11 protein-coding genes are annotated in these 14942 nt (G+C 53.4%); 5 read left to right on the forward strand and 6 right to left on the reverse strand.

Translation table 11 applies throughout. The features are described 5' to 3' along the window. Positions 1-56 precede the first annotated feature (56 nt). The 4 genes from KHU29_RS07190 to KHU29_RS07205 are packed head-to-tail and all read left to right on the forward strand — an operon-like array spanning position 57 to position 4224. On the forward strand, positions 57-677 hold the full coding sequence (locus KHU29_RS07190; RefSeq protein ID WP_211452156.1) for a Maf family protein: 621 nt from the start codon (positions 57-59) through the stop codon (positions 675-677). Then, positions 674-2137 carry a ribonuclease G gene (gene rng, locus KHU29_RS07195; protein WP_092358991.1) on the forward strand — a complete coding sequence of 488 codons (1464 nt, stop codon included), beginning with the start codon at positions 674-676 and terminating at the stop codon, positions 2135-2137. The genes KHU29_RS07190 and rng overlap by 4 nt, the downstream gene beginning before the upstream one ends. Positions 2138-2144: 7 nt before the next feature. Further along, the gene (locus tag KHU29_RS07200) at positions 2145-3128 is read left to right on the forward strand and encodes a glycosyltransferase family 8 protein (protein WP_211452157.1); all 984 of its coding nucleotides are present in this window, start codon (positions 2145-2147) and stop codon (positions 3126-3128) included. Positions 3129-3177: 49 nt separating this feature from the next. Then, a complete protein-coding gene (locus KHU29_RS07205) occupies positions 3178-4224 on the forward strand; it encodes a glycosyltransferase family 9 protein (protein WP_211452158.1) in 1047 nt (348 codons plus the stop codon). Between the two features lie 16 nt (positions 4225-4240). On the opposite strand, the gene KHU29_RS07210 is transcribed toward KHU29_RS07205, so the two are convergent. From KHU29_RS07210 to dnaE, 5 genes are all read right to left on the reverse strand, one after another. Continuing rightward, positions 4241-5200, reverse strand: coding sequence for a glycosyltransferase family 8 protein (locus KHU29_RS07210; RefSeq protein WP_211452159.1), 960 nt, complete (start codon positions 5198-5200; stop codon positions 4241-4243). Positions 5201-5203: 3 nt separating this feature from the next. Then, positions 5204-6319 (reverse strand): glycosyltransferase family 9 protein, encoded by a 1116-nt coding sequence (locus KHU29_RS07215; RefSeq protein WP_211452160.1) that lies wholly within the window; start codon positions 6317-6319, stop codon positions 5204-5206. 70 nt (positions 6320-6389) lie between these two features. Further along, a complete protein-coding gene (gene msbA, locus KHU29_RS07220) occupies positions 6390-8147 on the reverse strand; it encodes a lipid A export permease/ATP-binding protein MsbA (RefSeq protein WP_211452161.1) in 1758 nt (585 codons plus the stop codon). 3 nt (positions 8148-8150) lie between these two features. After that, positions 8151-9446 (reverse strand): O-antigen ligase family protein, encoded by a 1296-nt coding sequence (locus KHU29_RS07225; protein WP_211452162.1) that lies wholly within the window; start codon positions 9444-9446, stop codon positions 8151-8153. Between the two features lie 62 nt (positions 9447-9508). Further along, on the reverse strand, positions 9509-12976 hold the full coding sequence (gene dnaE, locus KHU29_RS07230) for a DNA polymerase III subunit alpha (protein WP_211452163.1): 3468 nt from the start codon (positions 12974-12976) through the stop codon (positions 9509-9511). 106 nt (positions 12977-13082) lie between these two features. Between dnaE and KHU29_RS07235 the strand changes: the two genes are divergently transcribed. After that, entirely contained in the window at positions 13083-13961 is an 879-nt protein-coding gene (locus KHU29_RS07235) for a sulfurtransferase (protein WP_211452164.1), read from the forward strand. A gap of 78 nt (positions 13962-14039) precedes the next feature. On the opposite strand, the gene KHU29_RS07240 is transcribed toward KHU29_RS07235, so the two are convergent. Beyond that, a complete protein-coding gene (locus KHU29_RS07240) occupies positions 14040-14615 on the reverse strand; it encodes a flavodoxin family protein (RefSeq protein ID WP_211452165.1) in 576 nt (191 codons plus the stop codon). Between the last annotated feature and the right edge of the window lie 327 nt (positions 14616-14942).

Here is a 14942-nt window from a genome sequence, read left to right on the forward strand (position 1 = left end):
TAACTCTGTAATAATCGCTGGAATTATCAGACGACGCATCGCCATAGCCGCCAGCAATGAAAAATCCTTTCCAGAAAATCTACCTTGCCTCGAAAAGCCCGCGCCGGCGGGAGTTGCTGCGGCAGATCGACGTCGCGTTTGAATTGCTGTTGCTGCGCGACCAGACGCCACGCGGTCCAGATGTCAGCGAGGAAGTCTTGCCGGATGAATCACCGCAGGATTATGTCGTCAGGGTGACCATGGAAAAAGCCCGCGCTGCACACCAGATGATGGTCTGGCGCAGTTTGCCGGTACGCCCTATCCTGGCGGCCGATACCACGGTGACGATCGACGGCCGGATTCTTGGCAAGCCGGCCAATAAACCCGAGGCGATCGCCATGCTGCGACTGTTGTCGGGCCGCAGCCATCAGGTCCTCACCAGCGTTGCCGTCGTCCATCATGAAGAATCCTGGCAACTCACGCAGGTTTCGGATGTCTTATTTCAGGAGCTGCCAGAGGCCATGATCGAAGCGTACTGCAATACCAGCGAGCCTTACGACAAGGCCGGCGCTTATGGCATCCAGGGACCGGCAGCGATTTTCATCGAAAGCATACACGGCAGCCATTCAGGCATCATGGGCTTACCTCTTTTCGAAACCGCACAACTACTACAACAGGCAGGCATCCGCATTTTATGAGCGAAGACATCCTCGTCAACATCACCCCCCAGGAAACGCGCGTTGCGCTGATTTTCCAGGGAGCGGTGCAGGAACTGCATATCGAACGCACCTTGTCGCGTGGCCTGGCCGGCAATATTTACCTCGGCAAAGTGGTCCGCGTACTACCCGGCATGCAGTCGGCATTTATCGATATCGGACTGGAGCGCGCAGCCTTTCTGCACGTCGCCGACATCTGGGAAACCCGTGCCCACGATGGCCAGGCGGCGCAACAGACGCCGATTGAAAAGCTGCTGTTCGATGGCCAGTCGCTGACTGTGCAAGTGGTGAAAGACCCAATCGGCACCAAAGGCGCCAGGCTGTCGACCCAGATTTCCATCGCCGGCCGGATGCTGGTGTATCTGCCGCAAGACCGGCATATCGGCATTTCGCAACGGATTGAAAATGAAGCCGAACGCGAACTGCTGAAGAACAAAGTACAAAAGCTGCTGCCGCCTGAGGAAAAAGGCGGTTTCATCATCCGCACCATGGCCGAAGACGCCTCGGACGCCGATCTGCAGATGGATATCGAGTATCTCCGCAAGACCTGGTCGTCCATCACGCTGCTGGCAAAAACCAAACCGGCGCCGACCTTGCTGCACCAGGATTTGAGTCTGGCACAGCGCGTGCTGCGTGACTTTGTCAACGACGAGACCACCACCATCCAGGTCGACTCGCGCGAGAATTTCCAGAAGTTGCAAGAATTCGCCGCCAGCTACACGCCGTCTGTCACAGCGCGGCTGATGCATTACACCGGTGAGCGCCCTTTGTTTGATTTGTATGGTGTAGAAGAAGAAATCCAGGAAGCGTTGAGCCGCCGTGTGCCGCTCAAGTCCGGCGGCTACCTGATCGTCGACCAGACCGAAGCGATGACCACCATCGACGTCAACACCGGCAGTTTCGTCAACGGCCGCAATTTCGACGACACGATCTTCAAGACCAACCTGGAAGCAGCGCACGCCATCGCGCGCCAGCTTCGGTTGCGCAACCTAGGCGGCATCATCATTCTCGATTTCATCGACATGGAGAATAGCGAGCACAAGCTTGCGGTGCTGGCCGAGTTGCACAAAGCGCTGCTGCGCGACCGTACCAAGAAATCGGTATCGGAATTTTCCGCCCTGGGCCTGGTGGAAATGACCCGCAAACGCACGCGCGAATCGCTGGCGCATATCTTGTGCGAACCTTGCCCCGCCTGTAACGGCAAGGGCCAGGTAAAGACGGCGCGCACCATTTGCTACGAAATCCTGCGTGAAGTACTGCGCGAAGCGAAACAGTTCAATCCGCGCGAATTCCGCATTTTGGCATCGCAGGTGGTGGTCGACATGTTCCTCGAAGAAGAATCGCAGCATCTGGCCATGCTGGGCGATTTCATTCATAAACCGATTTCCCTGCAAGTGGAAACGGTTTATCCGCAGGAGCAATACGACATCATCCTTATGTAAGGCTTACATGATTAGTTCTTTACCGATTTCTGCTGCCCCCTCTGATGCTAATAACGCGGTTGACGATTCTTTCCATATCGCCTTCTGTGTCGACGACCACTATTGCCGCAGCATGGGAGCGACGATCGCCTCCATCATCGCCAATAGCCCGGGCGTGGTTTTCACTTTTCATGTGTTCGCCTTTTCACTTTCCGAGGATAACCGCAAGCGCTTCAAGGAGCTGGAACAGATGTACCAGCTCAAGACGCACGTGCATATCATCGATCCGGCGGTATTCCAGCCGTTCGCGCACATCTCGCAGTTCTCCTACTATTCACCGACCATCTTCACGCGCTTGCTGATCCCCTCCACCTTGCGTGGAATGTGCGACAAGGTTCTCTACCTGGATGCAGATATCCTGTGTGTCGGCAGCATGGCTGAGTTGCTGCAAATGGATTTTGGCGATAGCGCGGCGATTGTCGTGCCGGACGCCGATGAAACCACCAGAAGACGCTGCGCAGCCTTGCATTTGGCATCGCAAAAATATTTCAATTCCGGTGTGATGTACATGCACGTGGATAACTGGACGGCCCAGGAAATCACTGAGAAGACCATCCTTGCCATCCTGGAACACGGCAAGGACTACAGATTCCCGGATCAGGACGCACTCAACGTGGTACTGGAAGGAAAAATCAAGTACATCGACAGGAAATGGAATTTCCTCTACGACCTGATCCACGACCTGGAAAAAGACAAGCGCCAGATGCGCGATATCGGTGCGGTGGTCTTCATTCACTTCGCCGGCGCGGTAAAACCCTGGAACGACTGGTGCTTACATGCGTCCAGAGACTTGTTCGTCAAATACCAGGCGCTTTCGCCTTGGGCTGATCTTGCGCTTGATCCGGTGCCAAGAAACTATAAGGAGATGAGGATGTATTCCCGTTTCCTGATGAAACGGGGCCAGGTACTGGACAGCTTCAGGTGGTACATGAAATATCTGGCAGCCCGGTAAGCGCATCGTTTCTGAAAATTTTCCGTACCCTTTGCAAATCGATTCGAACATGGCAATCTCGCATATTCTGATATGCCGCACCGATAATATCGGCGACGTCATACTCACGCTGCCTCTCACCGCTTATATCAAGCAGCGCTTTCCGGGCGTAAAAATCAGCTTTCTGTGCCGGGCCTATGCGGCGGCGGTAGTTCGTTATTGCTCCACTGTAGATGCGGTGATAGAGATGGAAAGCCTGGTCGATCCGGTGGCTTATTTCGCCGGGTCGGATATCGATGTCATCATCTTTGCCCAGCTCGACAAGCGCCTGGCGGCAGCGGCGCACAAAGCCAGGGTACCGGTGCGCATCGGCAATGCCTATCGGACCTGGTTCAACTGGTGGCATTGCAACCGCCCGGTACATTTCACCAGGGGCGGTTCCAACAGCCACGAGGCCCAGCTCAACTTCAAATACCTGCGTCCGCTAGGCATCGATACCATTCCTGAGCTGGCTGCCATTCCGGCCATGTATCATTTCAAGATCCCTCACGATGCGGCGCTGGACCAGATGCTGCGGCCGTATCGCTTCAACCTGATTTTCCATCCGAAATCCAACGGCCATGGCAGGGAATGGCCGAGCGATTATTTCGTGCAGCTGGCAAGATCCCTGGGCAAGCAGCAAGGCCTGCACGTGTGGGTGACCGGTAGCGCTGCGGAAGGCCAATGGCTGGCTGAACACGCGCCGGAACTACTGCAGTTGCCTAATGTGAGCAATGTCTGCGGAAAATTCACGCTAGCCGAATTAGCGTGCTTTATCAACGCGGCAGACGGCTTGATTGCCAGCGGTACCGGGCCCTTGCATATGTCTGCAGCCTTCGGCCAGCGCACAATCGGCTTGTTTCCGGGCGCCCGCTCCATGCACCCCGGCCGATGGGGAGCCCTCGGCATTCGCGCAAGATCGTTGTGTCAACCGGTTGTTGACTGCAATGGCTGCAAAATCAAGCATGCGCTTACTTGCGATTGCATGAGGAATATCTCACCGGACCTGGTGGAAAAAAATGTCCTGGAGTGGGTCGGTCAAAAGCGCACTGCTGATGACCAGGTCGGCGTCAAGTAGGCAGCAAACGATTCGATCAGGGAAAAAATTTATTCAGCAGGTATTTAGCGTACCAGACCGTGCTCTGTCTCCACTTGCCTGTTTTGCGCAGGCCTTGCGAAAACATGCGCATTTCCTTGTAGTTTTTCGGCGGGTATAAGGCAACCCCGGCCCAAGGCGACAAGGCCTGGTATTTAAAAAACAGGCTGTTGGATGAATTGCAACACCAGTCATGCCAGGGCTTCAGTCTGCCGACGAAGTGGACAAACACCGCATCTCCGGAAATCTTCTTGTTGCTGGCAGTTTCGCCAAACAAATCGTACATCCAGTTGAATTTCGAATCGATGATCTTGGCCCTGCCATCCAGTACGATGTTCAAGGCATCCTGGTCCGGGAAAGAAAATTTCTTGCTGCTGGCAAGAATAGCATTTACCGCGTGATGCCAGACATCGCTCGCCATCCAGTTATCGACATTGATGTAGAGCACGCCGGAATTGAAGTACTGCCGGCTCGATAATTTCAAGGTGGCGATCTGGTTCTCCGCTATCGATCCTACATCGCCGACGGCCGCCACCACGCAATCACTGATATCGATAGCCATCAGCTCCGCAATGCTGCCTTGGCAGACGATATCGGCATCGAGGTAAAGCACCTTATCGGCGACGCCATGCAGCGCGCCTGCAATCAGGAGTCGTGTAAAAATCGCCGCTGAATATTGACTGAAACTGGGAAAATCCGCAAATTCGTCAAATATCGAGGGATCGATTATCCGGACATTGATCACGGTCTGATAACGGGCTTCAATCTGCCGTAGCCTGGCCGCATTTTCATCCGAAATCGACGGTGTCAACACGTGAAAAACCAAGGCCTGGCCACGGTTGTTTTCCAAGACCGACACGATCGCCACACCCATGCCCAGAAAATAATTGCTGTCTACGCCGAAGGCGATATGCAATGGTTGCCGACCGTTGGTCTTTTCTTCCACGGGAAAATTCATCTATCAGCGCCCCAAAACCTCTACCACCTGCGCGACTGTGATTGCCTTCACCCAATCGCGACGGCTGGCGGTGGTGATCACCACGCTATGCTCCTGATCTATCGGCGCCCATTCCGGATTTTTCTGGCGCATCAGGGCAACCACCGGAACCCGCACCGCGTTGGCAAGATGCATGACTGCCGTTTCAACCGAGACGATCAAATCGCATTCAAGCAACATGGCTGGCAGCTGGAAAAAATTCTCCTGCGCGCTAAACAAGCGCACCTGCTGCGCAGTGTATGGTGCAAAAAATTTTGCGGCGTTCTCCATCTCTTCCGGCACAACGTTGACGATGAAATGCGCGCCACGCCAGGCGTCCAGCTGGTTTACGGCCGCGACCAGTTCAACAACGCGTTCCAGCGGCCAGCAGCGCTTGTTATTCTTGGCATAGGGGTTGATGAACAACAGCTTGCCGGCAGCAGGCGGCTCCTGGTATTTGAATCCCCATTCGCGCAACTGATCCTGCGCTGCAAGTTGCCATTGCGGCGGGATATGCACAAAAGGGAAGCGCGAAGCCGGCTCGCTGGTCATGCCGAACAGCTGCTGGAACCAGCCGGCATAGACGTCGCTGATATGCATGCCGGATCGTACGCCACGGTCCGGATCGAGTGCGGCATCCAGTTTGCGATACGCCAGGTGCTTATGCAGTGCAAGCATCCCGGCAGGCTTCTTCATGCCGACGACAAACCCGCGCGGACTGATTTGACGTGCCATCGTTGCGTACATCGGCGGGCGCAAGGTCGACAACGACACTACCAGCGGATAATCCTGCTGTTGCGCTTCTGCGATCGATTTCTCATACAAATCCGGACTATAGGTCTGCTGATAAACCTTGGCGACAAAAGGGCATTCCGCCAGCCAGTCATACAAGGCATATTTTTTCAGGAAAGGCCATGCAGCAACCTGCCTGGTGCGGCGCACCTCATCCACCCAAATGTGGATTTTGATATCGGGGAAAGCCTGTGCGAAAGCCTGGAAACAGTTTTGCAGATAAGTGAAATCGCCGAGCGCAAGATGGGCGATAAATAAAATCTTATCTGTTTTTCTTAATACATCGCCGGGAACAAGTTGTGCTGTCATGAGATTTTCTTGTGATTTTTTTGAAAATGAACATCTGCTATCTCAAGCATATTGCTTAAGGTCTTCACCATTACATTTCCACATTCACGACGTCCTTGGAAAACTGGAGGTGATACAAATTTGCGTATGCGCCGCGCTTGTCAAGCAGTTCGTCGTGCGTACCAACTTCGACGATACTGCCGTTGGAAAGTACGACGATACGACTTGCCCGCTCGATGGTGGACAATCGATGCGCAATCACGAATGTGGTACGGCCCTGCATCAGTTGGTCCAAAGCTGCCTGCACCGCCCTTTCTGACTCGGTATCCAACGCTGATGTGGCCTCGTCCAAAATCAGGATAGGAGCATCCTTATAGATAGCGCGGGCCATCGCCAGACGCTGCCGTTGACCACCCGACAAGCGTGAACCGTTATCACCAATTTGTGTCTCGTAACCCTCAGGTAAGCCTGCGATCATCTCCGTCAGATGCGCGGCCTTGGCAGCTGCTTCAACCCGCTCGCGACTCGGGGCACTGTCGCCGTAGGCGATATTGGCCGCGATGCTGTCATTGAATAGCACGACGTTCTGACTCACCATGGCTATTTGCGCCCGCAAGCTAACCAGCGAGATCTCCTCGACTGGAAGGTCATCCAACAGAATACGGCCTTCGGTAGCCGAATAAAATCCAGGGATCAGATTGACCAATGTCGATTTTCCGCCGCCGGACATACCGACGAATGCGATGGTCTCGCCTGGCTCTACGCTAAGATTAATTGCTTTCAATGCCGGCTTGTCTTGGCCCGGATAAGTGAAGCCGACATTAGAAAATTCTATTTTCCCCAGAACGCGTTTGTCCAAATGCCTGCCGCTTGTCCGTTCAACGGGGCTGTCAATCAACTTGAACACCGCTTCCGCTGCCGCCATGCCACGCTGTAGCGGACCATTCACTTCCGCAAGCTGCTTCAGTGGCACCTGCAAAGCGATCATGGCGGCCAAAAACGATACGAAATCGCCGGCCGTCAGCTGAGAGTGACTTGCCTGCACCAGCCCCATCGTAATCATCACCGACATGGCGCAAGCCATCATGATTTGAGTAACCGGCACCGTGGCGGCAAAAGTGCTGGTCATCCGCATGCTGTAATGACGCAAATTTTCGGCCGACTCTTCAAATCTTTTCTTCTCATAGGCTTCGCCACCGAATACCTTGATTACCTGCTGCGCCCGCGTAGTTTCCTCGATCACCTGCGTCAACTGCGCATTGACGTCGAGTGAATCCTTATTCAGTTTTTTCAATCGCTTGGCAGTCGTGCGTACCACCAGGATCATCAGCGGCATCAGTACCAAGGCAACGATCGTCAGTTTCCAGCTGATAAAGAGCATGTAGCCCAACAACCCCCCGACGGTTAGAACGCAGCGCACGATGGAGGTAAACAATTTACTGATCATTTCTATGATTTGCTGCACTTCAAACATGATCGAATTGATCACACGCCCTACCGTATGGGTGGCATGAAAATCAATCGACACATTCAAAATACGATTGAACATCTGCTGACGCAGTGCATTCAATACCCGGGTGGATACCCAGTTAGTCATGTAGGTTGTCAAAAAAGTAGATGCACCGCGTGCCACAAATGCACCAATCACGGCTACCGGCACCAGCCACAGCGGAAAAGTCGGTTTTTCGACGAACCCATGATCCAGCAAAACCTTGAAAATATAGGCTACCAGTGGTTCTGTTGCTGCTGTCACTACCATGCCAAGAAGGCCCAAGGCCAATCGCTTTTTATATGGCCGATGTAGTATTGCAAGACGCTTGAAATATGTCGTGTAGGAAGAAGTGCTCATCAATCAGGCTGCTTTCAGTTCTTTTTTTCGTTTTATGATACAGGCAAGAAATACCGCGACGCTCATGCTATACACGCCGCCCAAAACACTCCAAAAAAACATCATGTCCGTAAGACCGAAGACAAAAAAACCCAGGCAAAGTATTAAACCCATGCCAGCGGCGGTTTTTACCACACCATCCGGATGACGAATGTCCCGAATAAAGTAGTAGCCTGGAACGAAATAGATCGACAAGATTGCCAGCAGGCCAAACACACCTAGAATCGCCATATTGAATAGAATTTCATTGTGAGAGTGCGAAAACGAGGTCGCCATGGGGGTAATTATGCGACGCGCGGATAAATCGTCCAACCTGTCACTGAAGTTCTCCCGTCCGACTCCGACAATCGGATTTTCCTTGAACAGCTCCCAGGAGGCTCGCCAGAGTTGCAAGCGGATTCCAAGCGCAGTATCGGCATTTTCCCGGTCTGCATACAGGGTTATATCTGTTTTGGCTGCAGCGAGCCTGTTTTGGACCACGCTATTAAAGGTGAATACAGTTCCCAGCGTTGCCAGTACCAATACAAGAATAGCTATCCTGTAACGAACGCGTATATTCCTGAGCAGCATGAAGCCAGTTAAAGCAAAAACCGGGATTGCAATCCAGCTGCCTCTGGTTTGAGACAAAATGGTGACATAGATACCCGCACAACAAGCTAAGACTTTGAATCCGATCGCCAGTTTTTCCTCACGTTCGCTCCAACCTATGGAAATTAGCGCCAAGATGCCGAACAATAACGCCATGTCAGAAAACGGGATGGTAGCCAGAAAACCGATATTTGGTGGGCGTAAAACCCCACCCTTCGTAATTACATAAATTTTTATAACGGCTAGCAGCACGCCTACAACAAACGCCCATTGTATTTTTTTTAAATAATTCAGCGGCAATTCCAAAATTACCCATAACACCGGTACAAACAGAGCGATTCTGATTGCCGTATCATAGTATTTGACCGCAAATATCCCGGTCAAAATTTGATTCAGTAATACTGCAAGAGTTAGCGACGCCATGGCTAGATGAAGCGGCCAGTAGTCTTTCAGCAGCTGACCAAAACTTATTCCCGCCGGATTGTAACGGCATCCCGCCGCCACAATAGCCAGAAGGAAGAGAGAAAACAGACAAGCATTTCCAACGTTGTGCAGTGATATCGACAACAATGGAAACAGCATAATGGCAATGAATACTGGCCACTTAAAATAAGACGACAAATTTTTCTCCGAATTTAACGCAGAGTATTTCTGCTGATGAGTATCTGCCAAAAATTCTTGTCAACTCAAGATTCATATGATGATGGTCGCTGCCGCCAGGCAGATAGCATGCGCTAATACTCAACCACAACCGACTCCTTGCCCAGTTTCTCTACCAGAGAACCTTGCAACTCATCATTTGGAGCGACACGCCAAGCGTCACCAAGCATTATTTCGCAAGCCACGCCGTTCCCGGAATAGCGCAGAGTCGTCGGCAATCCATTTTCAGAACGATGCGGCGTCAGCACATTTTTCAGATAGGCGGGGTCGATTTGCCGACCTGAGGAAGCAAGCGACAAGACAAACTGGCGGCCGTAATGAATCCGCGCGGTGGCGATATCCATCACCTTTTCTGCCGATACCCGCAAACCGCCATTAAAGCGATCTTCCGATACCTTGCCCTGCACCACCAGAAATTCGTCTTCCTTGAAGAACGCCTTGTTCGGCTCGAACTGTTCGTTATAAACGGTGACATCGACAGTCGCACTGCCATCATCCAACGTGACGATCATCATCTTCCCGCGCTGGGTCATTTGCGTCCGCAAGCCGGAAATGATGCCGGCCAGGGTGCGCGGTTCGCGCGAAGGTTCCAGGCTTCCCAGCGGCGTACGCGCAAAACGGCGCGCCTCCGCAGCGTAGGCATGGAACAAATGTCCTGACAGATAGAAACCCAGCGCGATCTTCTCTTCGGTCAATTTTTGCTTGTCAGTCCACGGCGTTGCCTGCACGTATTCGATAGGCGCTTCAAGATCGCTGTCGTCGCCGCCAAACAGGCTGACCTGATTGGCTGATGCCAGTTTCTGATCTGCAGCCTCCATCGCGCGCGGCACCGAAGCCAGCAGAATCCCGCGGTCAACCTTGAAGCAATCGAACGCACCTGCACGTATCAGCGATTCGATGGTGCGGCGATTGATCTGGCGCTTGTCCACACGCAGGCAGAAATCAAACAGATCGACGAAAGGTTTTTCCTTGCGCGCCGCGATGATGGCTTCAATCGCGTTTTGCCCCGAGCCCTTTACCGCGCCCAGACCATAACGGATGAAAGTAGCCTTTTTACCCGGCTCGCCTTCAGGCGTAAAACGATAATCCGATAAATTGATGTCCGGCGGCAGCAAGGTCAACTTGCACACGACCAGCGAATCCTCTACCAGGATCTTGACCTTCTCCGTGTCGTCCATCGCCAGCGACAAGTTGGCGGCCATGAACGCGGCGGGGTGATGTGCTTTCAGATAAGCAGTGTGGTACGACAGTAAAGCATATGCGGCAGCGTGCGACTTGTTAAAGCCGTAGCCCGCGAATTTTTCCATCAAGTCGAAAATCTCGTCGGCCTTGGCTTCGGTCAAGCCATCCTTGGCTGCACCGTCGCGGAAAATCTGGCGATGCTCCGCCATTTCTTCGGCTTTCTTTTTACCCATCGCCCGCCGCAGCAAATCCGCGCCGCCGAGCGAGTAGCCGCCAACCACCTGCGCCATCTGCATCACCTGCTCCTGATACACCATGATGCCGTAGGTTTCGGACAAGATGCCTTCAGTGCGCGGGTCAGGATAGTCGAAGCGTTCGCCGTGCTTACGTTTGCAGAAATCCGGAATCAGGTCCATCGGACCCGGACGATACAACGCCACCAGCGCGATAATGTCCTCAAAGCGGTCGGGACGCGCATCTTTCAGCATGCCTTGCATGCCGCGGCTTTCCAGCTGGAACACGGCGACCGTTCTGGCGGCGGTCAGCAATTCATAGGATGCCCGGTCGTTGAGCGGCAGTTTTTCCAGGCTGAAATCGGCCATGGCCGGATCGAGCTGCTTGATGTAGCGCACCGCGCGATCAAGAATCGTCAGCGTGGTCAAACCCAAAAAGTCGAACTTGACCAGGCCGACGGCTTCGACGTCGTCCTTGTCGTATTGCGAAACAACGCCAGCATCGCCACCCTGCGTATACAGCGGGCAGAAATCCGTCAGTTTGCCAGGTGCGATCAACACGCCACCGGCATGCATGCCGATGTTGCGCGCGATGCCTTCGACTTGCTGCGCCAGGTTCAGCAGCTGCTTGACCTCTTCTTCATTCTCCAGACGCTCGGCCAGCATCGGCTCTTCCTGGATGGCGTCGGCAATCGTCACGTGCTTGCCCGGCTTGAACGGGATCAGCTTGGAGATGCCGTCGCAAAAATTGTAGCCAAAATCGAGCACCCGGCCGACGTCGCGGATAGCGCCTTTGGCCGCCATCGTACCGAAGGTGGCAATCTGCGACACCGCATCCTTGCCGTACAAATCCTTGACGTGCTGGATGACGCGATCACGCCCTTCCTGGCAAAAGTCGATATCGAAGTCGGGCATCGATACCCGTTCAGGATTGAGGAAACGTTCGAACAGCAAATTGTATTTGAGTGGATCCAGGTCGGTAATCTGCAGCGAATACGCCACCAGCGACCCGGCGCCCGAACCCCGTCCCGGTCCAACCGGTACACCGTTCTGTTTGGCCCAGCGGATAAATTCGGCAACAATCAGGAAGTAACCAGGGAAACCCATCTTGATGATGGTGTCAGTTTCAAACTTCAGCCGGTCCTGGTAGCGCTGGCGCTGTTGCTCGCGCTTGGTTTCGTCAGGAAACAGGTGCACCAGGCGCAGCTCCAGGCCTTCCTGCGATTGCTGTATCAGGAACTCGCCGATCGTCATGCCGTCCGGCGTCGGGAAATCCGGCAATTGTGGCTTGCCCAGTTGCAGTACCAGGTTACAGCGCTTGGCAATTTCGATCGAATTTTGCAAAGCTGCCGGCATATCGGCGAACAGCTCGGCCATTTCGGCTTGGGTCTTGAACGATTGCTGGTCGTTGAAGCGACGCACACGGCGCGCATTGGCCAGCATTTCACCTTCGGCGATACAGGTGCGCGCTTCATGCGCGATGAATTCTTCCTTATCCAGGAACTGGATAGGATGGGTAGCCACCACCGGCACATTGAATTTGGCCGCCAGCGCCACTGCCTGACGCACATGCGCTTCCATATTGGGCTGATCGGCGCGTTGGATCTCGACATAGAAATTGTCGGGGAAAATAGTCGCCCAACGTTCAATGCAACGTTCAGCCAGCCCCACGTTACCGTTATCGATAGCAATGCCGATGTCGCCAAAGTGGGCGCCGGACAAAGCAATCAGGCCATTGCCGCCGCTCTGCTCTTTCAGCTCCGCCAGCCATTCAGCGCGAATTTCAGCGCGGCCGCGGTGCAGGTTTTCCAGCCAGGCGCGGGACAGCTGCTCGCATAATTGCAAATAACCGCCACGGTTCTTGGCCAGCAACAGCAAGCGCGATGGTTTGTCGCGGTCGTCATCATTGGTGATCCAGACATCGCAGCCGATAATCGGCTTGACGCCTTTTCCGCGTGCAGCCTTGTAGAATTTGACCATGCCAAACAAATTGGCCAGATCGGAGATGCCAAGTGCTGCCTGCTGATCCTTGGCTGCGGCTTTTACTACATCGTCGATGCGTACCAAGCCGTCGACAATGGAATATTCAGAGTGGAGGCGGAGATGAATAAATTGCGGTGTCGTCATGGCCGGTATTTTACCCCGAGGCCTTGCCCGCCACGGGCAAAATTGGGCAATCCCGCTCTCGGCGTTTATAATACTGCTAAATCAACGACTTACCGAGAAATACACCATGCAGTCCAGTCATCCTTTCGTCAATATCGCCGCCTATAAATTTATCACTTTCATAGATACAGAGCAGAAACGCCCTGAATTCCTTGCAATTTGTAAGCAATTGCAACTAAAAGGCACGATCTTGCTCACTCCGGAAGGCATCAACCTGTTTCTGGCCGGCATGCGTGAGCAAATCGACCAGTTTCTGGCATGGCTGCGCGCTGACGAACGTTTTTCCGACCTGGAAGTGAAAGAAAGTTATTCCGAAAAGCAGCCTTTCACGCGCATGCTGGTCAAGCTGAAAGCTGAAATCATTACGATGAAGCACCCTTTGATCAAGCCGGAACTGGGTCGCGCGCCTGCGGTACAAGCCCAAACCCTGAAGCGCTGGCTCGACCAGGGTCATGACGATAACGGCCGGCCGGTGGTCATGCTCGACACGCGCAATGCGTTTGAAGTCGATGTCGGCACCTTTGAAAACACCATTGATTACCGCATCGAGAAATTCAGCGAATTTCCCGCGGTGGTCGCTGAGCACAAGGATGAATTGGCGGACAAGACGGTTGTCACTTTCTGCACCGGCGGCATCCGCTGTGAAAAAGCCGCGATCCACATGCAAAATATCGGCTACGACAGCGTCTATCAGCTGGAAGGCGGGATTCTCAAATATTTCGAAGAATGCGGCGGCGCCCATTACGACGGCGATTGTTTCGTGTTCGACTATCGTACTGCGCTCAATCCGCAACTGCAGGAGACCGCTACGGTGCAATGCTACGCTTGCCGTGCGGTGGTAACGCCACGTCAGCAACTGTCGCCGCAGTATGTGGCAGGCAAGTCCTGCCCGCATTGCCAGCCGGAAGCCGTCGCAGCGCCAACCGAAGCCGCGACCGCACTTTAATTGTAACGGCCAATAAAAAGAAAAGCCCGCTTGCATCACGCAAGCGGGCTTTTTACTTTTTCAGCGATTATGCAACGATTATTTCTTGAATTTCTGCGCAGTCTCGGCAACACGTTTGCCAAACTGCTTGGCAGTTTCAAGATCGCCAGCTGCCGGACCTTCTTCCGGCGAGGAGTCCGACGGACTTTGCGCCAGCGCACCGGAGAAGCCGCCGACGAAATTCACGTCGTTACGTTGTGCAGCTTTGCTGTTCGACGGCATCAAGCCCGTGCCGACCCAAACCATGCTGTGCTGCATCGCAAATGTAATCAGATAGCTCATGGTGGTGCCCTTGTCGCCATTCATGGTCGCCGAATTGGTAAAGCCGGCTGCTACCTTGTCCTTCCACTTCTGGCCGAACCACTGCTTCGACGATGTATCGGCAAATTTCTTGAACTGCCAGGAAACCGTGCCCATGTATGTCGGCGTACCAAAGATAATGGCGTCGGCAGCTTCCAGTGACGCCCAGGCGGCGTCGCTGAGGTTGCCTTCGGCATCGATGGCGATCAGTTCAGGCGTCGCGCCCGCTGCCCGCAGTACGCCGGCGTGCACGGCTTCAGCCTGGTTTTTAGTATGGCCGTAGCCGGAATGATAAACAATAGCAACTTTGGTCATGACAATGCCCTTTTGAAGTAGGAGTCCGAGTGAAAGATAAGTAAATAGTTAAATAAATAGTTAAGTAAGCAAATAAACAGGTACGACAATCAACGCAACAAATTTCTGAATTGCAGCGGGTCATGATATCCAGCGAACGAAAAGCCAAAATGACAGTCAAGCCAAGCATGGCTGGCACGAACTGAATCCGCGCTTTCATATAATTGAATCATGATATATCCGAAAATTTATTTCACTATAGAAATACGTTATATGAATCCGCTGCATTATTTGGCACTATAGGCTTACAGAACAGCTTAAGACAGAAGCTAAATTCCAATATATCAT

The sequence above is a fragment of the Collimonas antrihumi genome, from assembly GCF_018304965.1.
Classification (GTDB): Bacteria; Pseudomonadota; Gammaproteobacteria; order Burkholderiales; family Burkholderiaceae_D; genus Collimonas; species Collimonas antrihumi.